At 71.1% G+C, this 23,126-nt stretch carries 22 protein-coding genes; 16 read left to right on the top strand and 6 right to left on the bottom strand.

Translation table 11 applies throughout. The annotated features are described in order from the left end of the window. Positions 1-31: 31 nt before the first annotated feature. On the top strand, positions 32-1,435 hold the full coding sequence (locus tag ACZ6SQ_RS31780; protein ID WP_469568227.1) for a dipeptidase: 1,404 nt from the start codon (positions 32-34) through the stop codon (positions 1,433-1,435). A 157-nt stretch (positions 1,436-1,592) separates the two neighbouring features. Beyond that, positions 1,593-2,534 (top strand): NAD(+) diphosphatase, encoded by a 942-nt coding sequence (gene nudC, locus ACZ6SQ_RS31775; RefSeq protein ID WP_469568225.1) that lies wholly within the window; start codon positions 1,593-1,595, stop codon positions 2,532-2,534. A gap of 68 nt (positions 2,535-2,602) precedes the next feature. Here the strand turns inward: nudC and ACZ6SQ_RS31770 are convergent, their stop codons facing one another. Beyond that, positions 2,603-2,845 (bottom strand): mycoredoxin, encoded by a 243-nt coding sequence (locus ACZ6SQ_RS31770; protein WP_386378884.1) that lies wholly within the window; start codon positions 2,843-2,845, stop codon positions 2,603-2,605. 183 nt (positions 2,846-3,028) lie between these two features. Here ACZ6SQ_RS31770 and ACZ6SQ_RS31765 point away from each other — a divergent pair, with 183 nt between their 5' ends. From ACZ6SQ_RS31765 to ACZ6SQ_RS31745, 5 genes are all read left to right on the top strand, one after another. Further along, entirely contained in the window at positions 3,029-5,224 is a 2,196-nt protein-coding gene (locus tag ACZ6SQ_RS31765) for an ATP-dependent DNA helicase UvrD2 (RefSeq protein WP_469568221.1), read from the top strand. 164 nt (positions 5,225-5,388) lie between these two features. Then, on the top strand, positions 5,389-5,715 hold the full coding sequence (locus ACZ6SQ_RS31760) for a hypothetical protein (protein WP_469568220.1): 327 nt from the start codon (positions 5,389-5,391) through the stop codon (positions 5,713-5,715). Positions 5,716-5,890: 175 nt separating this feature from the next. Then, entirely contained in the window at positions 5,891-6,259 is a 369-nt protein-coding gene (locus ACZ6SQ_RS31755; protein WP_005480495.1) for a WhiB family transcriptional regulator, read from the top strand. After that, a complete protein-coding gene (locus ACZ6SQ_RS31750) occupies positions 6,256-6,579 on the top strand; it encodes a hypothetical protein (RefSeq protein ID WP_469568218.1) in 324 nt (107 codons plus the stop codon). Before ACZ6SQ_RS31755 ends, ACZ6SQ_RS31750 begins: the two co-directional genes overlap by 4 nt. 134 nt (positions 6,580-6,713) lie before the next feature. Then, positions 6,714-6,923, top strand: a complete 210-nt coding sequence (locus tag ACZ6SQ_RS31745; RefSeq protein ID WP_389336239.1) for a hypothetical protein — start codon at positions 6,714-6,716, stop codon at positions 6,921-6,923. 13 nt (positions 6,924-6,936) lie between these two features. Here ACZ6SQ_RS31745 and ACZ6SQ_RS31740 read toward each other — a convergent pair whose 3' ends face one another. Then, positions 6,937-8,337, bottom strand: coding sequence for an ABC1 kinase family protein (locus ACZ6SQ_RS31740; protein ID WP_469568215.1), 1,401 nt, complete (start codon positions 8,335-8,337; stop codon positions 6,937-6,939). Continuing rightward, entirely contained in the window at positions 8,330-9,568 is a 1,239-nt protein-coding gene (locus ACZ6SQ_RS31735) for a TOMM precursor leader peptide-binding protein (RefSeq protein ID WP_469568213.1), read from the bottom strand. The genes ACZ6SQ_RS31740 and ACZ6SQ_RS31735 overlap by 8 nt, the downstream gene beginning before the upstream one ends. Positions 9,569-9,825: 257 nt before the next feature. Between ACZ6SQ_RS31735 and ACZ6SQ_RS31730 the strand changes: the two genes are divergently transcribed. From ACZ6SQ_RS31730 to ACZ6SQ_RS31715, 4 genes are all read left to right on the top strand, one after another. After that, on the top strand, positions 9,826-10,422 hold the full coding sequence (locus ACZ6SQ_RS31730) for a M48 metallopeptidase family protein (protein WP_386378876.1): 597 nt from the start codon (positions 9,826-9,828) through the stop codon (positions 10,420-10,422). Positions 10,423-10,553: 131 nt separating this feature from the next. After that, a complete protein-coding gene (locus ACZ6SQ_RS31725; RefSeq protein ID WP_469568210.1) occupies positions 10,554-12,269 on the top strand; it encodes a TerD family protein in 1,716 nt (571 codons plus the stop codon). Between the two features lie 13 nt (positions 12,270-12,282). Next, positions 12,283-12,963: an AIM24 family protein gene (locus tag ACZ6SQ_RS31720; protein WP_386378874.1), complete on the top strand. Its 681-nt coding sequence runs from the start codon at positions 12,283-12,285 to the stop codon at positions 12,961-12,963. A 14-nt stretch (positions 12,964-12,977) separates the two neighbouring features. Then, positions 12,978-13,733, top strand: a complete 756-nt coding sequence (locus ACZ6SQ_RS31715) for an AIM24 family protein (RefSeq protein ID WP_389336223.1) — start codon at positions 12,978-12,980, stop codon at positions 13,731-13,733. 106 nt (positions 13,734-13,839) lie between these two features. On the opposite strand, the gene ACZ6SQ_RS31710 is transcribed toward ACZ6SQ_RS31715, so the two are convergent. Beyond that, positions 13,840-14,361: an NUDIX hydrolase gene (locus ACZ6SQ_RS31710; RefSeq protein ID WP_469568206.1), complete on the bottom strand. Its 522-nt coding sequence runs from the start codon at positions 14,359-14,361 to the stop codon at positions 13,840-13,842. Next, positions 14,358-15,806 carry a zinc-dependent metalloprotease gene (locus tag ACZ6SQ_RS31705; protein WP_469568204.1) on the bottom strand — a complete coding sequence of 483 codons (1,449 nt, stop codon included), beginning with the start codon at positions 15,804-15,806 and terminating at the stop codon, positions 14,358-14,360. Before ACZ6SQ_RS31705 ends, ACZ6SQ_RS31710 begins: the two co-directional genes overlap by 4 nt. 193 nt (positions 15,807-15,999) lie before the next feature. Between ACZ6SQ_RS31705 and ACZ6SQ_RS31700 the strand changes: the two genes are divergently transcribed. The 4 genes from ACZ6SQ_RS31700 (at position 16,000) to ACZ6SQ_RS31685 (ending at position 19,321) form a co-directional block, all read left to right on the top strand. Continuing rightward, positions 16,000-17,112: an SDR family oxidoreductase gene (locus ACZ6SQ_RS31700; protein WP_469568201.1), complete on the top strand. Its 1,113-nt coding sequence runs from the start codon at positions 16,000-16,002 to the stop codon at positions 17,110-17,112. A 310-nt stretch (positions 17,113-17,422) separates the two neighbouring features. Beyond that, entirely contained in the window at positions 17,423-17,884 is a 462-nt protein-coding gene (locus ACZ6SQ_RS31695; RefSeq protein ID WP_469568199.1) for a molybdenum cofactor biosynthesis protein MoaE, read from the top strand. A 129-nt stretch (positions 17,885-18,013) separates the two neighbouring features. Next, positions 18,014-18,178, top strand: coding sequence for a hypothetical protein (locus tag ACZ6SQ_RS31690; protein ID WP_386378866.1), 165 nt, complete (start codon positions 18,014-18,016; stop codon positions 18,176-18,178). A 48-nt stretch (positions 18,179-18,226) separates the two neighbouring features. After that, positions 18,227-19,321: a YlbL family protein gene (locus tag ACZ6SQ_RS31685; protein ID WP_469568197.1), complete on the top strand. Its 1,095-nt coding sequence runs from the start codon at positions 18,227-18,229 to the stop codon at positions 19,319-19,321. Between the two features lie 87 nt (positions 19,322-19,408). Here the strand turns inward: ACZ6SQ_RS31685 and ACZ6SQ_RS31680 are convergent, their stop codons facing one another. Continuing rightward, complete coding sequence (locus ACZ6SQ_RS31680; RefSeq protein ID WP_469568194.1) at positions 19,409-19,951, bottom strand: PPA1309 family protein; 543 nt, start codon at positions 19,949-19,951, stop codon at positions 19,409-19,411. Between the two features lie 164 nt (positions 19,952-20,115). Between ACZ6SQ_RS31680 and ACZ6SQ_RS31675 the strand changes: the two genes are divergently transcribed. Beyond that, complete coding sequence (locus tag ACZ6SQ_RS31675; protein WP_469568253.1) at positions 20,116-23,079, top strand: UPF0182 family membrane protein; 2,964 nt, start codon at positions 20,116-20,118, stop codon at positions 23,077-23,079. Positions 23,080-23,126 lie beyond the last annotated feature (47 nt).

The following is a 23,126-nucleotide window of genomic DNA, read 5'->3' as shown; positions in this document are numbered from 1 at the left end:
GATGTCCGTGCGGGCCGATAGGCTCGTGACCATGAGCCAGACCCCGGACAGCGCCGTCCGCCAGTACATCCAGCAGCACCGCGCCGCCTTCCTCGACGACCTCACCGAATGGCTGCGCATCCCGTCCGTGTCGGCCCAGCCCGACCACGCCCGCGATGTACGGCGCAGCGCCGACTGGCTCGCGGACAGGCTCACCGGGACCGGCTTCCCCGTCGTCGAGGTCTGGGAGACCGCGGGCGCCCCGGCGGTCTTCGCCGAGTGGCCCTCCAGCGACCCCCAGGCGCCGACCGTCCTCGTCTACGGCCATCACGACGTGCAGCCCGCCGCCCGCGAGGACGGCTGGGACAGCGACCCCTTCGAGCCGGTCGTCCGCGAGAACCGCCTCTACGCGCGCGGGGCGGCCGACGACAAGGGCCAGGTCTTCTTCCACACCCTTGGTGTGCGCGCCCATCTCGCGGCGACCGGCCGCACCGCTCCCGCGGTCAACCTGAAGCTGCTGGTCGAGGGCGAGGAGGAGTCCGGTTCGCCGCACTTCCGCGCCCTCGTCGAGGAGCGCGCCGGACGGCTCGCCGCCGACGCCGTGATCGTCTCCGACACCGGGATGTGGTCCGAGGACACCCCGACGGTGTGCACGGGCATGCGGGGCCTCGCGGAGTGCGAGATCCGGCTCTACGGCCCGGACCAGGACATCCACTCCGGCTCTTTCGGCGGCGCGGTGCCCAACCCGGCGACCGCCGCCGCCCGGCTCGTCGCCGCGCTGCACGACGAGCATGCGCGCGTGGCGGTCCCCGGCTTCTACGACGGTGTCGTCGAGCTGACCGACCGCGAGCGCGAACTCTTCGCCGAGCTGCCCTTCGACGAGCGGGACTGGCTGCGCACCGCCAGGTCCCACGCCACCCACGGCGAGGCCGGGCACACCACCCTGGAGCGGATCTGGGCCCGCCCCACCGCCGAGGTCAACGGCATCGGCGGCGGCTACCAGGGCCCCGGCAGCAAGACGATCATCCCGTCCTCGGCGATGGTGAAGCTGTCCTTCCGGATGGTCGCGGGCCAGGACCCCACGCACATCGAGAAGGCCGTCCGCGCCTGGGCCGCCGAGCAGGTGCCCGCCGGGGTCCGCTGCGAGATCGAGTTCGGCCCGGCCACGCGCCCGTGCCTGACGCCGCTGGACCACCCGGCCCTGCGGTCCGTGGCGCGCGCGATGAGCCGCGCCTTCGAAGGCCCCGTCCGCTTCACGCGCGAGGGCGGCTCCGGCCCGGCCGCGGACCTCCAGGAGGTGCTCGGCGCACCCGTGCTCTTCCTGGGCATCTCCGTCCCCTCCGACGGCTGGCACGCGCCGAACGAGAAGGTCGAGCTGGACCTGCTCGTCAAGGGCGTGGAGACGGCCGCCTATCTGTGGGGCGACCTCGCCGAGAACTGGCGCCATGAGAACTGACCGCCCGGCATCGTCCAGGACGCCCCCGCGCACGGGGGACACTGGTAGCGCCGGCCGCCACCGCACAGCACCGCCGGACCCGGTCACCCACTGCCGAACGTCCCGCTGAACCGCCGCCGAACCCAACCGCTGCACCCCGGGGGAGTTGGAAGCACCCGTGACCACCTGGACCGACCACACCGCCGACCGACCCATCTCGCTCACCGCCCCGAGCGGCATCGACCGCGCCGCCCACCACCGCCTCGACGAGGCCTGGCTCGCGGCGGCGTGGAGCCACCCCACGACCCGATGCTTCGTGGTCTCCGGCGGTCAGGTCCTCATCGACGAGACGCCCGACGGCACGACCGAGCTGGTCATGACGCCGTCCTTCGAGGCGCCCCTGACCGAGGCGCACCGCTACTTCCTGGGCACCGACGCGGACGGCGTCAGCTACTTCGCCCTCCAGAAGGACGCCCTCCCCGGCCGGATCGACCAGTCCGCCCGCCCGGCCGGTCTGCGCGAGGCCGGACTGCTGCTCTCCCCGCGCGACGCCGGCCTGATGGTGCACGCCGTGGGCCTGGAGAACTGGCAGCGCACCCACCGCTTCTGCTCCCGCTGCGGCGAGCGCACGGTCATCGCCGCCGCCGGGCACATCCGCCGCTGCCCGGCCTGCGGCGCCGAGCACTACCCGCGCACCGACCCGGCCGTGATCATGGCCGTCACCGACGCCGACGACCGCATCCTGCTGGGCCGCCAGGTGCACTGGCCCGAGGGCCGCTTCTCCACGCTCGCCGGATTCGTCGAACCCGGCGAGTCCATCGAGCAGGCGGTGCGCCGCGAGGTGTTCGAGGAGGCCGGGGTGGCCGTCGGCCGGGTCGAGTACATCGCGAGCCAGCCCTGGCCGTTCCCCTCCAGCCTCATGCTGGGCTTCATGGCCCGCGCAACGAGCACGGAGATAGACGTGGACGGCGACGAGATCCACGAGGCCCGCTGGTTCTCCCGCGACGACCTGAGCGCCGCGTTCGACTCCGGCGAGGTGCTCCCGCCGTACGGCATCTCCATCGCGGCCCGGCTGATCGAGATGTGGTACGGCAAGCCGCTGCCCACCCGCAGCGTCTGAGACCGCACGACGAAGGGCGGCCACCCCCACAGCGGGGGTGGCCGCCCTTCGTCGTGCGGACCGTGGGATCAGACGCCGATCTTCTGCTTCACCTGGGCCAGCGACGGGTTGGTGAGCGTCGAGCCGTCCGGGAAGCGAACCGTCGGTACCGTCTGGTTCCCGCCGTTCGCCTTCTCCACGAAGGCGGCGGACGCGGGGTCCTGCTCGATGTTGATCTCGTCGTACACGATGCCCTCGCGGTCCAGCTGCTTCTTCAGCCGCTGGCAGTAACCGCACCACGTCGTGCTGTACATCGTCACAGTGCCCTGCATGTCTCGCGCTCTCCTTCGCCGGCTCGGGGTGAGGTCGTCCGAAGAGGGAACATACGCGACCCGGCCCTCATTCCCGCCGGGGGTATGCCCGCCGACGTGACGCCTGTCGCATCGGTACGACTATCGGGGCGAGCCTGTGGACAACCGGCTCGCCCGTCTCCGGCGACCTGGCAGCATGGCCATGTGACAGCAGCAACGCACTCCCCTCTCTTCCCCCACGTCCCGGACACACCGGACGCGGTGCTCGAAGGGCTCGACCCGGAGCAGCGCGAGGTGGCCACCTCCCTGCACGGCCCGGTGTGCGTGCTGGCCGGAGCCGGTACGGGCAAGACCCGCGCGATCACCCACCGCATCGCCTACGGGGTGCGGGCGGGCATCCTCCAGCCCTCCAGCGTGCTCGCCGTCACCTTCACCAACCGGGCCGCCGGTGAGATGCGCGGCCGACTGCGCCAGCTCGGCGCGACCGGCGTCCAGGCCCGTACGTTCCACTCCGCCGCCCTCCGTCAGCTCCAGTACTTCTGGCCGAAAGCGATCGGCGGCTCCCTGCCCCGGATCGTCGACCGCAAGGCCCAGCTCGTCGCCGACGCGGCCGCCGCCTCCCGCATCCGGCTCGACCGGGGCGAGCTGCGGGACGTCACCGCCGAGGTCGAATGGGCCAAGGTCACCCAGACCACTCCCGCCGACTACGCGCTCGCAGCCGCGAAGGCCGGACGCGAGGCCCCTCGCAGCCCGGCCGAGATCGCCCGGATCTACACGGCCTACGAGGACGTCAAGCGGGACCGCGGGGTGATCGACTTCGAGGACGTGCTGCTGCTCACCGTCGCCGTCCTCCAGGACCGGCACGACATCGCCGACCAGGTGCGGGCCCAGTACCAGCACTTCGTGGTCGACGAGTACCAGGACGTCAGTCCGCTCCAGCAGCGCCTGCTGGAGCTGTGGCTGGGGGAGCGCGACAGCCTCTGCGTGGTCGGTGACGCCAGCCAGACGATCTACTCGTTCACGGGCGCAACCCCGGACCATCTGCTCGACTTCCGGGTCCGCCACCCGGGCGCCACCGTCGTCAAGCTCGTCCGCGACTACCGCTCCACGCCGCAGGTGGTGCACCTGGCCAACGGGCTGCTCGCCCAGGCCCGCGGCCGCGCCGCCGACCACCGGCTGGAACTCGTCTCCCAGCGCGAGGCGGGACCCGAGCCGGTCTTCACCGAGTACACCGACGAACCCGCCGAGGCCGAGGGCGCCGCCCGCCGCATCCGCGAACTGCTCGACTCGGGCGTCCCGGCCAGCGAGATCGCCGTGCTCTTCCGAACGAACTCCCAGTCCGAGTCCTACGAACAGGCCCTCGCCGACGCCGGTGTGCCCTACCAGCTGCGTGGCGCCGAGCGGTTCTTCGACCGCCCCGAGGTGCGCAAGGCGGGCATCGCCCTGCGCGGCGCGGCCCGCTTCGGCGGCAACGACTCCCTGCTCGACGACGCCGTCGACCTGCCCTCCCAGGTCCGTGCCGTGCTCTCCGGCGAGGGCTGGACCTCGCAGCCGCCCGCCGGGTCCGGAGCGGTCAGGGAGCGCTGGGAGTCGCTCGCCGCGCTGGTGAACCTCGCCCAGGACTTCGCCGCCGCCCGCCCCGGCGCCACCCTGGCCGACCTCGTCGCCGAACTCGACGAGCGCGCGAGCGCCCAGCACGCCCCGACCGTGCAGGGGGTCACCCTCGCCTCCCTGCACTCGGCGAAGGGCCTGGAGTGGGACGTCGTGTTCCTGGTCGGCGTCGCCGAGGGGATGATGCCGATCACCTACGCGAGAACGGACGAGCAGATCGAGGAGGAGCGCCGGCTGCTCTACGTGGGCATCACCCGTGCCCGTGAGCGCCTGCACGTCTCCTGGGCGCTGTCCCGCTCGCCCGGCCTCCGGCCGAACCGCAGACCCAGCCGCTTCCTCGACGGCCTGCGCCCGGGCACCGGCACCACCGTGGGGCGCGCGGGCTCCGGCACCGCCGGCGGAGTCGAGCGCGGCTTCGCGGGCGCGGCGCGGGCCGTCCCCCGGCGCACGCAGCGCACCCCGGCGCGCTGCCGGGTGTGCGGGCGCACGCTCACCGACGCCGGTGAGATGAAGCTGATGCGCTGCGAGGACTGCCCCTCCGACATGGACGAGGCGCTGTACGAGCGGCTGCACGAGTGGCGGGAGGTCCAGGCGCTCCGCAGCGGGCAGCCGGCGTTCTGCGTCTTCACCGACAAGACGCTGATGGCGATCGCCGAGGCGGCACCCGCCGGCCCGGTGGAGCTCGCCCGCATCCCCGGCGTGCTCACCCGCAAGCTCGACCGCTACGGGGCCGATGTCCTGGCCATCTGCGCCGGTCAGGACCCCACGGCGGGGGCCGAGGACGACTGATACGAACTCGTCGAAAAAATAGTTTGCGCATGCCCCAGCAATCCCCATAGGTTCTTAGGCGTGGGAACGGCGGCCTTCTCCAGGCCCCGATTCCGTGTTGTACTTGCATATCCGTCGGACTGGTTCGCACCGGTCCCCCGAGACGCCGAGAGGAGGCGAGTCCAGTGATCAGCATCAAGACCAGCACCATCAGCGCCGTCAAAATGACCGATCGCTCGGTCGTCGCTTCCCTGTGCATGCTCGGCTCTTCGGACCATGGCACCGGTCTGTCCGGCATTCGTGCCGACCGTCCGGCGTCCTCCCTGTCTCTCGCGGGCCTTCCCGTCCGTGAGCGCAATGAGCGACCGACCAAGGCACTGGAAGCGGCAGTAGTGGCAGGGGCCCAGGCCTATGCCTTTACGGCTACCGGTGCCGGATTCCGGAAGCAGACGACGCAGCACCACCTGATGTGGGCCTTCCGTGGGCCAGAACCCTGGAGTGATCCAGCCTGATCGTCGATCAGGCCGGCGCCTTCAGGGCCGCGGAACCCCATCCGGGATCCGCGGCCCTTCTGTTTTCCCCGAACGGGGAGGCAGAGCGAAGGGGCCTCGGGACAAGAAAAGAACCGGGTACCAAAGCCGCCCCCGGCCCTACAGGGCCGGAACGACCAGACGAGGAAGACGAACCGTGCAACTCGAAGCGCACGCCCCGTCCGTACCGCCTTCCGAAACGATCCCCCCGCCCGGCCTCACGGAGGACTCCACCTTGACCCCGCTCACCGCGCTCACCGCGCTCGACGACGCCATCGAGAACCTCGGCGTACCCGTCCCGTGCCGTTCCTACGACCCCGAGGTCTTCTTCGCGGAGTCCCCGGCGGACGTCGAGTACGCCAAGTCCCTGTGCCGCACCTGCCCGCTGATGGAGGCCTGCCTCGCCGGCGCGAAGGAGCGGCGTGAGCCCTGGGGCGTCTGGGGCGGCGAGCTGTTCGTCCAGGGTGTCGTCGTGGCCCGCAAGCGGCCGCGTGGGCGCCCGCGCAAGAACCCGGTCACGGCATGAACACCGCAGGAACCATCGACCGTCCTTTCACGCACGACCCCAAGAAGCAGGCCCCGATGAAGCCGTCCACCAGCGAGCCCAGTGGCTCCGCGTTCGAAGACATCACCACCACCCGCGCGACCGGTTCGCGCCAGAACAGGACCCGTGAGATGCAACTCATCCCAGAAGCCCTGGCACGTGCGCATATGCACGACCGCCTGCGTGAGGCGCAGCAGGAGCGCCGCGCACTGAGCGTGGCGACCGCTCGCCGTATGCAGCGCCGTGCCGAGCGTGCGTCGCTGCGCGCCCGGCGCGCGCTGGCGATCGCCGTCATGCAGTAATCACCACCACCTGAAGCGGTGGCCTCCCGGCCGGGAGGCGAGAACTTCACGCGGGGGCCGGTCCGTCCGAACGGACCGGCCCCCGTGGTGCGTTGTGCCGGGATAATGGACGATTGTGGAGATATCGTCGGCAGGTGACGAGTCTTCCCGCAGGCGGGGACGACGGCGGCTCCGCCGCGGACCCCGAGAACCTTGTGTGTGCCCGCTGCGGCACCCCGGCCCGGGCGCCACAGCCGACCTGGACCTGCTCCGTGGAGAACAGCGTCCGACGCTACTTCTGCGACCGGTGCTCGCGGGAGAATCTCCGGGCGATCGAGGGGCGCTTGGACTCGAACTGGTGGTAGCTCCGGACGGCCCTCAGGCCTCCGCCACCGCCGCCTCCTCGTCGTCCTCGGGGTAGTCCTCCTCCAGGGCGGCCTCGTCGAAGTCGTCCACGAACCCCGGCAGCCACTCCGCCAGTTCCTCCCGCAGCCGCACCGTCGCGCCCAGCTGGCACAGCACACCGATGGTGCTCAGGGTCACGCGGTGTATCAGCAGGTAGGCCGGCGGCAGGTTGAGCCGGCGGCCCAGCTGGTGTGCGGGGGAGCGGGGGTCGGCGACCCGGGCGGCCTGGCTGCGCATCCAGCCGCGGGTGAAGGTGAACTCCTCCACGCGGGCCGGCTCGATGATCGGCAGCAGATAGTCGAGGACCGCGTCGGGTTCGAGGTCGATCGACTCCTTGACGAACCCCTCGGTGCACAGCAGCTCGTAGACCGCCTCCGCCTCGCCGTCCAGGGTCATCCGCAGGGAGTGCCCGATCGGGGAGGGCAGCCCGCCCGGGAGCCGGTCGACGGTGCCGAAGTCGAGCACGCCGAGACGCCAGTCGTCCTCGCCCTCGGGGCCGCCGGGCAGCAGACGGAAGTTGCCGGGATGCGGGTCGGCGTGCAGCAGGCCGGTGCGTGCCGGGCCGGAGAACAGGAAGCGGGCCAGCAGCTGTCCGGCCCGGTCACGCTGCTCCTCGGTGCCGTCGGAGATGATCTCCGACAGCGGGACGCCCTCGATCCACTCGGTGACCAGGATCTGGTCGCACTGGTGGACCACCGCGGGCACGACCACGTCCGGGTCGTCCGCGAACTCCGCGGCGTGCGCCTGCTGGGCCTGCGCCTCCAGGGCGTAGTCGAGCTCCTCGGTGACCCGGTCGCGCAGCTCCGTGATCAGCGGCTTGATGTCCATGCCCGGCACGAGCGGCCCCAACAGGCGGGCGAAACGGCTCAGTTGGGTCAGGTCCGAGAGAAGGGCCTCTCCGGCGCCCGGGTACTGGACCTTGACCGCGACCTCACGGCCGTCGTGCCACACCGCCCGGTGCACCTGGCCGATCGAGGCGGCGGCGGCCGGCTTGTCCTCGAACTCCAGGAACAGCGCGCGCCAGTCCTCGCCCAGCCGCTCCCCGAGCACCGCGTGCACGGTGCGCGTCGGCATCGGCGGCGCCGCCTCCTGGAGCTTGGTCAGGGCTGCCCGGTAGGGGCCCGCGATCTCCTCGGGCAGCGCCGACTCGAAGACGGACAGCGCCTGCCCGAACTTCATCGCGCCGCCCTTGAGCTCGCCGAGCACCTTGAACAACTGCTCCGCGGTGCGCTGCTGAAGCTCGCGGCCGACGATCTCCGCGGACTCGCCCACGATCCGCTTGCCCAGCCCCCAGGTGGCCCGTCCGGCGAAGCCGAGCGGAAGCGCGGCGAGTTTGGCGGTCCGGGTGACCGCCTTCCGGGGAAGATCAGACATGCGCCCTCCAAATGCCGACCGGCCGTGCCACGCCCGCCGTTCGGTCCGACTCCGTTGACGACCGTCGCACTGCCATTCTCTCGTGCCGACCCCCGGTCTCCGAGGTGTGTTCCTCATTACCTTCGCCGTCACCACGGTCTGTTTCCCGTGTGCCGGCGCCGCACGGGCATTCCGGGTGCGCCAGGACGGGGCGCGCGTGCCAGTGGAGCGTGGGCAGCGAGGCCTCCCAGCGGGCCCCCGCGCTGGACGGGGTCCGGCCGTCGAGGAAGGCCAGCGCATGGGCCGCGGCCAGGCCCGCGACGGTGGTGGCCAGCGACAGATCGCAGGCGGGTGCCCGGCGCGGCCGGCCCGAGTGCCACTGCGCGACCAGCCGGGGCCAGGTCGGGTCACGGTCGGTGCGGGTGCGGTGCAGACATCCGGCGCAGCCGGTGGCGCCGGGCAGCACCAGCGGGCCGACGACACCCGTCGCCTCCACCACACCGGCGTACAGATGCGGAGTGCCCGAGGACAGCAGGGACTCCGTCGCGGACGGAAGGGGCGCGTGGACGGCGGCGTCGTCGCGCGGGGCGATGATCACCAGGGACAGACCCCGCTCGGGCTCCTGAAGGGGAGAACGGGGGCCACGGCGCGGCGGGCGGCCCGGCGCGGCCTCGCGCACGGCACGCCGGGCGGCCTCCTCCCTGCGCTCACCGACCGTGTCGGCGCGCAGACCGCCCGGGGAGACGTCCCCCGGCTCGACCGTGCCGACGTCACGCACCTCCACCTCGCCGATCCCCGCGCCGGACAGCAGCGAGGCGACCAGCGCGCCCACCCGGCCCGCTCCCAGCACGCGCACCCGCAGGGCGCCGCGGGCGGCGAGCAGCCCCATGGCCTCACCGGGCGCGGACGTGGTCAGCGACAGCGAGGCCAGATCGGGCCGCAGCCGGTCGAGGACCTCCCGCTCGGCGCGCAGCGCGTCGGCGGCCGGTCCGCCCCCCTGGGAGTCGTCGAGCACGCCCGCTCGCGCCAGGCCCTGGACCAGGGCGTCCACCTGGCCGTCGGCCAGGTCCATACGGCCGCCCTCCTCGCGCAGCAGCGGCAGCCCGCGGGTGCCGTCGAGGAGGTCCAGGAAGCTCCCCGACGCCGTGTCCATAGGACCGAGCGTCATCGCGTGCGCCGGCGTCATGCCGAACTGCACGGTGTTCAGGTCGCGCCAGCCGCGCCGCAGCGCGGGTTTCACCATCGGATGCATGACAGGCCCCCGTAGCCCCGGAAACGTTCGGTGGAACCGGCGGAGCGGGAGCGTGGGGTCTGCCCGCCCCGCCGGCGAATGCCAGCATGCCGGGCCCGCTCCGAGTGCCCCGAAAGTTGTCCACAGGTGACGGAGAGTTGTCGTACGAACAGCTCGTCGTACACATCCGCTCGGTGCGTCAAGGGCCGGACGCCGGATCTCCGCGGAAACGGTCCGGAGTCGGGACTTCCCCCGTGTGCAGCGGGTAACGTCGGGGCGTGCCCGCCGACCCCCTGCAAAGCGCCGGAACTCCACAGCGCAGCACGACGAGCCAGCCGCCCAGCGGCTCGGGGACGAGCGCGATCGAGGTCCGCAGGAGTACCCGCAGACGAAGGACGGTCTCCGCGTACCGCGAGGGTGATCGCACCGTCGTGCTCATCCCCGCCCGGATGTCCGAGGCGGAGGAGCGACGCTGGGTGGGCGTCATGCTCGACAAACTGGCCGCCCAGGAGAGCCGCCGGGTCCTCGGCGACGACGAACTCGCCGAACGCGCCGCGCGGCTGTCGGCACAGTACTTCCAGGGACGCGCCCGGCCCGCCTCGGTGCGCTGGGTCACCAACCAGAACACCCGCTGGGGCTCGTGCACGCCCGCCGAGGGCAGCATCCGTCTGTCGCACCGGCTCCAGGGGATGCCCGAGTACGTCGTCGACTACGTCCTGCTGCACGAACTCGCCCATCTGCTCGTGCCCGGCCACGGCCCCGGCTTCTGGCGGCTGCTGGAGGCCTATCCGCGCACCGAGCGGGCCCGCGGTTATCTCGAAGGAGTCGTCGCGGCCGACCGGTTGCCCCATCTGCCGGGCGCGCGCGGAGAGTGACCGCCCCCGCGCGGGAGGTCGGAAGGGCGCTGCGGTTGTGTACCGGGTCTGTACCGACATCGTGCGCTGTCCGAGTTTGCCGTTAGCCTGGCGCGACGCACTCACTTCGGGATGGGGGACGGTCGTTACGCATGGCCAGGGAATTCCAACGCGGCCACAAGGCCAGGATCAGTGACCTCACCGCGGGCACGGATCTGTACGTAGGCGTGCAGATCTCCGGCCCCGGACTGACCTTCGACATCAGCTGCTTCGGTCTGGACGCCGACGAGCGGCTCTCGGACGACCGGTACTTCGTCTTCTTCAACCAGCCGAAGTCCCCCGAGGAGTCGATCCAGCTCCTCGGCGCCCAGGCGGGCGACACGGAGTCCTTCCGGATCACACTCGACCGCATCCCGGCGAACATCCACAAGCTCGCCTTCACGGCGACCATCGACGGCGCCGGCCAGATGTCGCAGGTCGCCCCCGGCTACCTGCGGATCGTCGCGGGCGGCGAGGAGGTGGCGCGCTACGCCTTCAACGGCTCGGAGTTCTCCACCGAGCGCGCCGTGATGCTGGGCGACTTCTACCTGAAGGACGTGTGGCGGTTCGCCGCCGTCGGCCAGGGCTTCGACGGCGGCCTCGAGGCGCTGCTGAAGAACTTCGGCGGCGAGGTGATGGAGGAGGAGACGCCCGCACCGCAGGCGCCCCCGGCCCAGGGTGCCACGCCCGGCTTCGCGGCGCCGGCGTTCGGCGCGCCGGCCGCTCCGGCCCCCGCACCGCAGCCTTCCTTCGGCGCCCCGGCCGCGCCCCCGGCTCCCCAGCCGGCCGCGCAGGGCTTCGCGCCGCCGCCCGGAGCCACGCCGCCCCCGGCGCCGGCGCCCCAGGTGCACACCGCGCCGACCATCGTCGCGCCCCTGCACACCCCGCCCGGCGGCACCGTTCCGCCGCCGCCCCCGGCGCCCTACGGTCAGCCGCCCCAGCCGCAGCAGCCGTACGGCCAGCCGCCCCAGCCCGGGTACGGCCAGCCGGTGCCCGGCCAGACCCCGCCGCCGCCGGGCTACGGCCAGACCCCGCCCCCGCCGCCGGGCTACGGCCAGCCGCCGCAGCCGCCGGGCTACGGCCAGCAGCAGCCCCCCGGCTACGGACAGGCCCCTGTCCCCGGCCAGCAGGCGCCCTACGGAGCCCCCCAGGGCGCCCCGCAGGGAGCCCCCGGTGTGGCGGGCGCGCTCCAGCAGTTCCGGGAGACGCCGACCGGCCAGCGCTGGACGCCGCAGAACAAGAAGATGGTCCGCGTCGACCTCGGCATCGGCGGCCAGCCGGTGCTCGCCCGCCAGGGCAGCATGGTCCTGTACCAGGGCAAGGTCGACTTCAGCTACAAGGGCGCGGGCTTCGCGGGCAGGATCACCGGCAACGCGACCGGCCAGGAGATGCAGCTGATGCGCTGCACCGGCCAGGGCCAGGTCTTCTTCGCCGAGAACTCCACGATGCTGCACCCCATCGAGCTCCAGGGCGACGGCCTCTGCGTCTCCGCGGAGAACGTCCTCGCCTTCGACGAGAGCCTCCAGCACGAGGTCCGCCGCATCGAGGGACACGGCATCCCCGGCGGCGCGCTGTTCACGATGCAGTTCACCGGCACCGGCACGATCATCGTCAAGACCCACGGCACGCCCGTCGTCCTGCCGGTCACCCCGACGACGTTCGCCGACTGCAACGCGGTCGTCGCCTGGTCCGCCGCCGCCCAGGTGGTCGTCTCCAGCCAGGTCCGTATGCGCCGCAACGCCTACCCCGGCGACACCGGCGAGAGCACCAACCTGCAGTTCCGGGGCGCGCCCGGCAACTTCATCGTCGTCCAGCCGTACGAGATCTGAGGGAGAGCCCGACATGAACCAGCCGCTCGCGGGCTTCGCTCCCGCGCCGGTGACCGCCCGCATGGAGAACCACGGCAACCACATGCTGAAGGTCGCCATGCAGACCGGGCACGACCTCCTCGCGCGTGTGGGCTCGATGGTCGCCTACGAGGGCTTCGTGCAGTACGAGCCCAACCCGCCCGCCGTCCGCCAGGTCGCCCGTGACTGGGCGACCGGTGAGGGCGCGCCGCTGATGAAGTGCTCCGGCGACGGCCTGCTCTACCTGGCCGACTACGGCGCCAACGTGGTCGTGATCAACCTCAACGGCGACGGGATCTCCGTCAACGCCACCAACCTGCTGGCCTTCGACGCGCACCTGACCTGGGGCGTGGAGCGGGTCAAGGGGCTGGCGAAGTTCGCGGGCCAGGGCCTGTGGAACACCAAGATCTCCGGCCAGGGCTGGGTCGCCCTGACCTCGCGCGGCAAGCCGATCGTCGTCGACTGCGGCGGCGGCGAGGACGAGACGTACGTCGACCCGGACGCGCTCGTGGCCTGGTCGCCCAACCTCAAGGTCAAGGGCAAGCGCAGCTTCAAGGCGCAGTCGCTGATCGGCCGGGGCAGCGGCGAGGCCTACCAGATGGCCTTCTCCGGCCAGGGCATCGTCGTCGTCCAGCCCAGCGAGGACAGCACCGACCGTCTCCGGTTCCGGGGCTGAGGGGGAGCACCACCATGCAGAGTCCGCTTTTCGCCTACAACGACCAGCAGACCCAGGACCGCTGGGCGCTGCAGAACAAGCAGATGCTCCGCGTGACCCTGGAGGGCCACGACGACATCCTCGCCCGCAAGGGCACGATGGTCGCCTACCAGGGCATGGTCGAGTTCGACGCCGAGTTCGAGAACAACAGCCAGCGCCGGTCGCGCGCCCACACGGGCGAGGGCCTGGACCTGATGCGCTGCCACGGGCAGGGCACGGTCTACCTCGCCAACCTCAAGCAGCACGTCCACCTCATGGACGTGGACCAGGACGGTCTCACCGTCGACTCCAGCTATGTGCTGGCGATGGACTCCAGCCTGCACCACGAGGTGATCGCCGTCGACAGCCAGTACGGCATCTCCGGCTCCGGGAAGTACCAGCTCAACATCACGGGCCGCGGCAAGGTCGCCCTGATGACCTCCGGTGCCCCGCTGCTGATGCAGGTCACCCCGGACAAGTACGTCAACTGCGACGCCGACGCGATCGTCGCCTGGTCCACCTCGCTGCGGGTGCAGATGCAGGCCCAGACGCACTCCTCGGGCGTGTGGCGCCGGCGCGGCAACACGGGTGAGGGCTGGGAGCTCAGCTTCATGGGCAGCGGCTACGCCCTGGTCCAGCCCAGCGAACTGCTGCCGCCGCAGAACGCCCAGATCGGCCAGGGCCTCGCCGCCCAGTACGGCATGGGCCAGCAGGGGGCCCGCGGTCAGAACCAGGGCAACGTCTGGAGCTGACCGTCCGGAAAACAGACGTAAGGGGTGGCTTCTAAGAGGCCACCCCTTACGCATTCCCGGCCGGGCGTTCGTCGTCCTGCCTTCGTCCTACGTACGTTCTACGGGTTCACAGCCGGGCGCGGGTCGCCTCGAGCAGCTGGACGACCGAGCCGTCCGCCACAGCGGCCACCTCGTCGTACGCGAACCAGCGCAGGTCGAGCGACTCGTCACTGATCGTCTCGGCCGCCCCGGCCGGGGCCAGCGCGGCGTACTGGACGTCGAAGTGCCAGTTGCAGGGCGGCGGGATGGCGTGCCGGTCCAGGCGCACCGGGCCGCCCGGCAGCAGCGTCAGGCCCGCTATGCCCGACTCCTCGGTGGCCTCGCGCAGGGCGGCGGCCTCCACGGTCGGGTCACCCGGCTCGCAGTGCCCGCCCATCTGGAGCCACATGCCGAGCTTCTTGTGCAGGGTCAGCAGCACGCGTCGGCGCGAGGGGTCGATCACCAGAGCACTGGCGGTGAGGTGGCCCGTCTCGCAGGCCTTCCACATGCCGTCCGGGTGGGCGGCGAGCTGGTCCAGGTAGGCCTGGCACAGCTCCGGCTGGTCCTCGTAGCCCTTCAGCACGAGGACCGCGTCGTCGTACAGGCTCACTCGGTGTCGTCGCCCTTGCTGTCGTCGTCCTTGTTGTCGTCGTCCTTCTTGCGCAGGTCCGGCTTGTCGGCGGAGCCGCCCGCCGCCTCGCCGAGCATCTTGTCCAGCTCGGAGAAGTCCAGGTGCTCGCGGTGCACGAAGCCGTCCGGGTCGTCCAGATCGGAGGCCGTGGGCAGCATGTCCGGGTGGGCCCACAGGGCGTCACGGCCGTCCACACCGCGCGCGTCCGTCAGGGACGCCCACAGGCGGGACGCGTCGCGCAGCCGACGCGGGCGCAGCTCCAGGCCGATCAGCGTGGCGAACGTCTGCTCGGCCGGACCACCGGTGGCGCGACGCCGACGCAGGGTCTCGCGCAGCGCGTCGGCGGACGACAGACGCGGCTTGGCGGCGGCGTGGACCACCGCGTCCACCCAGCCCTCCACCAGCGCCAGAGCCGTCTCCAGCCGGGCCAGGGCGGCCTTCTGCTCCGGGGTGTCCTCCGGCTGGAACATGCCCTGCTGGAGCGCCTGCTGAAGCTCCTCGGGGTTCTGCGGGTCGAACTGGCCGACCACGTCCTCCAGCTTGGCGGTGTCGACCTTGATCCCGCGCGCGTAACCCTCCACCGCGCCGAACAGGTGCGAGCGCAGCCAGGGCACGTGCGCGAAGAGACGCTGGTGGGCGGCCTCGCGCAGGGCGAGATACAGCCGCACCTCCTCCTTCGGGACGCCCAGGTCCTTGCCGAACGCCTCGATGTTCACCGGCAGCAGCGCGGCCTTGCCGGCGGGGCCGAGCGGCAGGCCGACATCGGTCGAACCGACGACCTCGCCCGCCAGCACGCCCACGGCCTGTCCGATCTGGGTGCCGAACATCGCGCCGCCCATCGAGCGCATCATGCCGATCAGCGGGCCGGCCATGGCCTGCATCTCCTCCGGCAGGATGTCGCCCATGGCACCGCCGACGCGCTCGGCGACCGGGTCGACCAGCTCCTTCCAGGCGGGCAGGGTGGCCTCGACCCATTCGGCACGGCTCCACGCCAGGGCGATGCCCGCGCCGGACGGCAGCGAGGTGGCGTCGTCCAGCCACAGGTCCGCCAGACGCACGGCCTCCTCGACCGCGGTCCGCTCGGCCGGGCCGACGCTCGCGTCCTTCACGCCGTCCGAAGTCCCCTGGGAGACCGTCTGACGGGCGATCTGCTTGGCCATGTCCCAGTTCACCGGGCCGCCCTCGTAGGAGAGCATCTGGCCCAGCTGCTGGAACGCGGCCCCCAGGTCGGTGGGGTTCAGCGAACCGAACATGGCAGCGAGCGGATTGTCCGCGCCGCCCATGCCTCCGGCTCCGGGCAGCCCGAAACCGAACGGGTTGGCCGGTCCCTGACCACCACCGCTCTGCTGGTCCTTCTTCTTGCCCTCGTCGCCGTCCTCCGGCTCCTCCGGCGGAAGGCCGAATCCGAATGGGGTGTCACTCACGGGATTCCTCGGCTGGTAAGGCCATCGGTTCTTTCCCGACGGCACGACTGCCCGACAACACCACCCAGCGTAGACACCGCGGGCGGTTGGGGCCTCGGTGCTTCGCCGACAGAAGGCCTGCGGCAGGATGGATGCCAGCTGGTACGTACGCGTCACTCGCGCCCGTATTGAAGACAACCGCTGGAGACACCCGGTGAGTTCCCCAGACCCGCAGGTTCGCGCAGCGCGAAACCTCTCAACCTCTCCCGCCGCGCGCGGGCCCGTCGTCGCGGTCACCGGCGCCGCGTCCGGCGTGGGCGCGATGCTGACCGAGCGGCTCGCCGCGTCGGAGGAGATCAAGCAGGTCATCGCCATCGACGAGCGGCGCGGGCCGTGCGCGGAGGCCCAGTGGCACATCCTCGACGTGCGCGACCCGGCGATCGCGGACAAGCTGCGGGGCGCCGACGTGGTGGTGCACCTGGCGCTCGACCTGGACCTGGAGACGGACCCGGCCGCGCGGACGGCGTACAACGTGCGCGGTACGCAGACCGTGCTGACCGCGGCCGCGGCGGCGGGGGTGCACCGGGTCGTGCTGTGCACCTCCTCGATGGTCTACGGCGCCCTTGAGGACAACGAGCTGCCGCTGTCCGAGGACGCCGAGCTGCGGGCCACCGCGGAGGCGACCGGTGTCGGGGACCTGCTGGAGATCGAGCGGCTCGCGCGCCGCGCGCCCCGCGCGCATCCCGGCCTGAACGTCACCGTCGTACGCCCCGCGATCCTGGTCGGCGGCACGGACACCGCGCTGACCAGGTACTTCGAGTCGCCGCGGCTGCTCGTGGTGGCCGGGTCGCGGCCGGCCTGGCAGTTCTGCCACGTCGAGGATCTGTGCAGCGCCCTGGAGTACACCGTCCTGGAGAAGGCGGACGGGGAGCTCGCCGTCGGCTGCGACGGCTGGCTGGAGCAGGAGGAGGTCGAGGAGCTCAGCGGCATCCGGCGCATGGAGCTGCCGTCGGCGGTCGCCCTGGGCGCCGCGGCCCGGCTGCACCGCATCGGCCTCACGCCGTCGCCCGCCGGTGACCTCGCCTACACGATGTACCCCTGGGTGGTGAGCGGCAGCCGGCTGCACGGTGCCGGGTGGCGGCCGCAGTGGACCAACGAGGAGGTCCTCGCCGAGCTGCTGGAGGAGGTGTCCGGCCGCCACACCGTCGCCGGCCGCCGACTGGGCCGCAAGGACGCGACAGCCGCGGGCGCGGCGGGCGCGACGGTCGCCCTCCTGGGCGCGGCGGCGGTCGTACGCCGAGCCCGAAAGGCCCGCCGCAGAATCTGACCCACCCGCAAGGAGCGCGGGGAACGGCGCGAACAACCCACGACACCCGGCACCCACCCACGACCCCAGGCCACCCTCCAGGGGCGCGGGGAACGGCGCCAACAACCCACCACAACCCGCACCCACCGCCCCAGGCCACCCCCAAGGGGCGTGGGGAACTGCGCGACCGCCCCCCACCTCCGCACACACCGACCCGCACACACTCACACCCCCCCACAACCCCCTCCCGTACGTACCTCCAAACCCCTCACCCACCCCCCAGCGGATAGCCGCATTCACGCCCCCCACCCCCGTGGGGCACGATGGACGCATGGCAGCCATGAACGATCACCCCGGCGAGCAGCCCGCCCAGGACCCCATCAAGCTGATCGGCATCAGGCAGACCCCGCTCTCCGTGGACGAGGTCTTCGCCGCGGTGGGCGACGCCGCGGCCGGTGGCACGGCCCTGTTCGTGGGAACCGTGCGCAACCACGACGGCGGCGCGGACGTGGACGAGCTGGGCTACTCCTGCCACCCCTCCGCGGAGGCGGAGATGCGCAGGATCGCCGAGAAGATCGCGGCCGAGTACCCCGTACGCGCCCTCGCCGCCGTGCACCGCGTCGGCGACCTCCAGGTCGGCGACCTCGCCGTGGTCGTCGCCGTGTCCTGCCCGCACCGCGGCGAGGCCTTCGAGGCGTGCCGGAAGCTGATCGACGATCTCAAGCACGAGGTGCCGATCTGGAAGCACCAGAAGTTCTCCGACGGCACCGAGGAGTGGGTCGGGGCCTGCTGAGCCCCGTGGCGCCTGTCACCCGGTGGATCCCCGGTTGCGTAACCCCACCCCTGCCGTGAGCGTTGTCAGTGCGGATGATTAATCTGCTGATCAGTAAGTCGCGCACGGGTGTGGGGTTGGGAGGTCGGCATGGCGGCACTCGCCTGGTTGCTGATTCCGCTGGTGGCCGCGATCGGCGCCGGCCTGTGGGGCAGCTGGGCCAACCGGACCCGCAGAACACGCAGTGACGGCCCCGAGCTCGACGGGTACGCCCGCTTCCGCGCGGCGATGGAGAAGTCCCACACGGGCGGCTGACCGCGGCCCTGACGGTGCTCCGACAGGCTCGTCACGTACTGTCTTGGCATGCCACGCCGCACCGCGACGATGCTCGCCTCCACCCTGATGCTGATCGCGCTCCTGTGCGCGGGAGTGCTCATCAAAGTGCCGTACTCGGAGATGTCGCCGGGCCCCACGGTGAACACTCTCGGCGATCACGACGGCGAGCCGGTGCTGCAGATCTCGGGCCGCAAGACCTACCCGACGACCGGCAACCTCAACATGACCACCGTCCGCGTCACCAGCGCCGACTACCGCATGAACCTGGTCGAGGCGGTCTACGGCTGGCTCGCGCACGACAACAAGGTCGTGCCCCACGACACGCTCTACCCGGACGGCAAGACCGAGGAGCAGTCGACCCAGGAGAACGCGGAGGAGTTCAGCCAGTCCCAGGAGAGCGCCAAGGTCGCCGCCCTGAAGGAGCTGGACGTCCCCGTGAAGTCCTGGGTGGTCGTCGCGACGGTCGTGAAGGACTCGCCGGCCGAGGGCGCGCTGCACGCCGGTGACGTGATCAAGGCGGTGGACGGTACGGCGGTGAAGCAGCCGGCCGACGTGGCGGAACTGGTGACCAGGCACAAGGCGGGCGAGGACGTGGTCTTCACCATCGTGCCCGCCAAGGAGCAGGCAGCCGCGGAGAAGGAGAAGCGGACGCCGACGGAGACCAAGAAGGTCACGATCACCACGGCGACCTCCGCCGACGACGGCGAGAAGCGCGCGATCGTCGGCATCTCCGCCGGGACCGACCACACCTTCCCGTTCGCCATCGACATCAAGCTCGCCGACGTCGGCGGCCCCAGCGCCGGCCTCATGTTCGCGCTCGGCATCTACGACAAGCTCACGCCGGGCAGCCTCACCGGCGGCCGGTTCGTGGCGGGCACCGGCACCATCGACGACGACGGCAAGGTCGGTCCGATCGGCGGCATCGAGATGAAGACGGTGGGCGCCCGCGACAAGGGCGCGAAGTACTTCCTGACGCCCGCCGAGAACTGCGCCTCGGCCGCCAAGGACGTCCCCTCGGGGCTGACCCTGGTGAAGGTGGGCACCATCGGCGACGCCCTGGACGCCCTGGAGGCCATCCGCTCCGGCGACGCCGACGCCCTGCCGAAGTGCACGACAGGCTGACCACGGACGGACAACGCCGGGGGCGCCCCTGAAACAGGGGCGCCCCCGGCGTCCTTCTGGCGCGGCGCGGCGTACGACGGTCCGCGCTCAGTCCTCGAACGTCGCCGCGAGTGCCTCCGCGAGCCCCGGCACCAGATCGGGCCCGGTCAGCACCTCGGTCGGGGTGTCCTTCTCGCGCAGCCGCAGCGCCGAGTCGCGCGAGCCGTCACGCAGCACCGCGACCGTCATCCGGACCTCCTGGCGCTCGGGGTGGCCGGCCACCCACTTCGCCAGCTGGGCCTCGCCGAGATTGTCCGGAACCTGGGCCTCCGCGGACGGGGGCAGCATCAGCCGCTCGACGGTGAGCGCGCAGCCGACCACGGCGTCGGGCCAGGCGATGGTGCCGAGGAACTCGTCGAGCGCCTTGTCCGTCGGAATCTCGTCCTGCTCGATCGGGGTGAGACCGGTGGTCTCCGGCTCGTCCCCGAGGCCGAGCTGTTCCGCCAGCGCGGGCTCCTGGGTCCGCAGCCGCGTGGTGTCTACAAGGGCGAAGAGGCGGGCCGGCTGGTCCCAGCCGAGGCCGGAGGCGTACTCGTCGATCTCGAGTACGGCCCGGGTGAGCGGGCTCGCCGCCATGGGTGTGTTGGACATGGTCACAATCCTGCCTGGTTCGTGACCTGAATCGGGAACCGAGTAAAGCGTGAGTAAGTTGCATAGGTGTGGGCCTACGATCACGGGGCCCGACCGACGGCCATCCCACCCGGGGGCCTGACCGACCAACAGCGAACTTCGAGGTGCGCACCTTGGCTTTCCAGATGCCGGACCGCGGCGGAGGCCCGACGGGGCCACGGATCAGAGTGGGCCGCCCGTCCCGGCGTGTCCGGACCCTGCTCATGACACTGGGCGTCCTTGCCGTGCTCGGCATGACGTTCACCATGTTCGCGGGCTTCTGGACGGACTGGCTCTGGTACCGGTCGGTCAACTACTCGTCCGTCTTCACCACGACGCTGTCGACCAAGATCGGGCTGTTCTTCGTCTTCGGCCTGCTGATGGCTCTCGCGGTCGGCTTCAACATCTGGCTGGCCCACCGGCTGCGCCCGCCGCTGAGCGCCATGTCCATGGAGCAGCAGAGCCTGGACCGCTACCGGATGGGGATCGCGCCCTACAAGAAGTGGCTGCTGCTCGCGGTCACCGCTCTGGTGGGCCTGATCGCCGGCGCGTCCGCCTCCGGCCAGTGGCGGACCTGGCTGATGTGGGTCAACGGCGTCTCCTTCGGCACGAAGGACCCGCAGTTCCACCTCGACGTGTCGTTCTACGCCTTCGACCTGCCCTGGTACCGCTTCCTGCTGGGCTTCGGCTTCGCCGCCACGATCCTCTCCCTGATCGCCGCCACGCTGACCCACTACCTGTACGGCGGGCTGCGCATCACCAGCCCGGGAGCGCGCGCCACGGCCGCGGCCACCGGCCATCTGTCGGTGCTGCTGGGCGTGTTCGTCGCCCTGAAGGCCGTCGCGTACTGGCTCGACCGGTACGGCCTGGCGGTGAAGTCCAGCGACTTCAAGGCCACGGACAACTGGACCGGTCTGCGCTACGTCGACGCGAACGCCTATCTGCCGGCCAAGACGATCCTGTTCTGCATCGCCGTCATCTGCGCGCTGCTGTTCTTCGCCACCCTGTGGCGGCGCACCTGGCAGCTGCCGGTGATCGGCTTCGGTCTGATGGTCCTGTCGGCGATCCTCATCGGCGGCCTGTACCCGGCGATCGTCCAGAAGTTCCAGGTCCAGCCGAACGAGCAGGCCAAGGAAGCGCCCTACGTCGAGAAGAACCTCAAGGCGACGCGTGAGGCGTACGGCATCGACGGCGCCCAGGTCACGGACTACTCGGGCAAGGGCAACACCGCGGACCAGTCCAAGCTGCGCGACGACGTCGACGCCACGGCCAGCATCCGCATCATGGACCCGAACATCGTCTCGCCGACGTTCCAGCAGCTCCAGCAGATGCGTAAGTACTACGCGTTCCCGACCAACCTGGACGTCGACCGTTACAACGACAAGGGCACCGACCAGGACACGGTCATCGGCCTGCGTGAGCTGAACCTGAGCGGCGTGGACAAGCAGAACTGGATCAACAACCACTTCCGCTACACCCACGGTTACGGCGTGGTCGCCGCCAAGGGCACCACCGCCGACGTCGACGGCCGCCCGGTCTTCACCGAGTCCGACCTGCCCTCCAAGGGCGACCTCGGCACGTACGAGCAGCGCGTGTACTACGGCGAGAAGACCAACACGTACTCGATCGTCGGCGGTCCCCAGAAGGAGATCGACTACTCCGACGACAGCGGCGAGAAGACGTACAGCTACAAGGCCAAGAGCGGCGTCAACCTCTCCAACCCGCTCAACCGGGCCGCGTACGCGGTGGCGTTCAGCGAGCCGCAGATCCTGTACTCCGGGGCCATCGGCGAGGGTTCGCGCATCCTCTACAACCGCACTCCGAAGGACCGTGTCGAGGCGGTAGCCCCGTGGCTGACCATCGACGGCGACGCCTACCCGGCCATCGTGGGCGGCAAGATCCAGTGGATCGTCGACGCCTACACCACCACCAACGGCTACCCGTACGCCTCGCGTACGACGCTCGGTGACACCACGGCCGACTCGCTGACCGCGACGAACAACTCGCGCGCGGTGGTGGCGCAGCAGAACCAGGTCAACTACATCCGCAACTCGGTGAAGGCGACCGTCGACGCGTACACCGGCGAGGTCAAGCTCTACCAGTGGGACACCCAGGACCCGGTCCTGAAGACCTGGATGAAGGCGTTCCCGGACACGGTCGAGCCCAAGACCGCCATCTCGCAGGACCTGATGGCGCATCTTCGGTACCCGCAGGACCTGTTCAAGGTCCAGCGTGAACTGCTCGCCCGCTACCACGTCAAGGACGCCGACACCTTCCTCAGCGGCAGCGAGGTGTGGCAGGTGCCGGACGACCCGACCAACAAGTCGGGCAACGCGGTTCCGCCGTACTACCTCAGCATGAAGATGCCGGACCAGCAGGCGCAGGCGTTCTCGCTGACGACGACGTTCACGCCCAACGGGCGCGACAACCTCAGCGCGTTCATGGCGGTCGACGCCGAGGCAGGAACCGGCGACTACGGCAAGATCAGAATCCTGAAACTGCCGACGAGCACCACGGTCGACGGACCGAAACAGGTGCAGAGCCAGTTCAACTCCGAACAGGACATCGCCGAGTCGATCAGGCTGCTGAGAGGCGGCGACTCCGAGGTCGAGTACGGCAACCTGCTGACGGTGCCACTGGACGGCGGACTGCTCTACGTCGAACCCGTCTACGTCCGCGGTGGCGGACTGAAGTACCCGCTGCTGCGCAAGGTGCTGGTGACCTACGGTGGCCAGACGGCCTTCGAGGACACGCTCGACGCGGCCCTCAACAAGGTGTTCGGCGCGGAGAGTTCGACGCCCGAGCCGCCGGACGACGGCGGTGACGACACCGAGCAGCCGCCGACGTCGAAGAACCCGACGGTCCAGCAGGCGCTGAACGACGCCCAGAAGGCCTTCGACGAGGGCCAGGAAGCCCTCAAGAACGGCGACTGGGAGGCGTACGGCAAGGCGCAGGCGGATCTTGAGGCGGCCCTCAAGCGCGCCGAGGAGGCCCAGTCCAAGGCCGGCGGCGGCGCCACGAGCAGCCCCAGCCCGACCGGCAGCCCCAAGCCCTCCGGCAGTCCCAGCCCGGCGGGCAGTCCGAAGCCCACGAGCAGCCCGAGCGGCTGAGCAGGGAATTGTTGAAAGAGCCCGTCCCGCGTCGTGATACGGTTGCA

The sequence above is a fragment of the Streptomyces sp. NPDC048600 genome (genome assembly GCF_055587025.1).
Note: the sequence above shows the minus strand (reverse complement) of the source record. Positions and strands in the feature narration are given on the sequence as shown.

Bases quoted from the DNA above. Each gene is read 5' to 3' on its own strand.
- ACZ6SQ_RS31780 (WP_469568227.1), top strand. From the start codon at position 32: ATGAGCCAGACCCCGGACAGCGCCGTCCGCCAGTACATCCAGCAGCAC.
- ACZ6SQ_RS31770 (WP_386378884.1), bottom strand. From the start codon at position 2,845: ATGCAGGGCACTGTGACGATGTACAGCACGACGTGGTGCGGTTACTGC.
- ACZ6SQ_RS31750 (WP_469568218.1), top strand. From the start codon at position 6,256: ATGAACACCGCAGGAACCATCGACCGTCCTTTCACGCACGACCCCAAG.
- ACZ6SQ_RS31740 (WP_469568215.1), bottom strand. From the start codon at position 8,337: ATGTCTGATCTTCCCCGGAAGGCGGTCACCCGGACCGCCAAACTCGCC.
- ACZ6SQ_RS31735 (WP_469568213.1), bottom strand. From the start codon at position 9,568: ATGCATCCGATGGTGAAACCCGCGCTGCGGCGCGGCTGGCGCGACCTG.
- ACZ6SQ_RS31725 (WP_469568210.1), top strand. From the start codon at position 10,554: ATGGCCAGGGAATTCCAACGCGGCCACAAGGCCAGGATCAGTGACCTC.
- ACZ6SQ_RS31720 (WP_386378874.1), top strand. From the start codon at position 12,283: ATGAACCAGCCGCTCGCGGGCTTCGCTCCCGCGCCGGTGACCGCCCGC.
- ACZ6SQ_RS31715 (WP_389336223.1), top strand. From the start codon at position 12,978: ATGCAGAGTCCGCTTTTCGCCTACAACGACCAGCAGACCCAGGACCGC.
- ACZ6SQ_RS31695 (WP_469568199.1), top strand. From the start codon at position 17,423: ATGGCAGCCATGAACGATCACCCCGGCGAGCAGCCCGCCCAGGACCCC.
- ACZ6SQ_RS31690 (WP_386378866.1), top strand. From the start codon at position 18,014: ATGGCGGCACTCGCCTGGTTGCTGATTCCGCTGGTGGCCGCGATCGGC.
- ACZ6SQ_RS31685 (WP_469568197.1), top strand. From the start codon at position 18,227: ATGCCACGCCGCACCGCGACGATGCTCGCCTCCACCCTGATGCTGATC.
- ACZ6SQ_RS31680 (WP_469568194.1), bottom strand. From the start codon at position 19,951: ATGTCCAACACACCCATGGCGGCGAGCCCGCTCACCCGGGCCGTACTC.
- ACZ6SQ_RS31675 (WP_469568253.1), top strand. From the start codon at position 20,116: ATGCCGGACCGCGGCGGAGGCCCGACGGGGCCACGGATCAGAGTGGGC.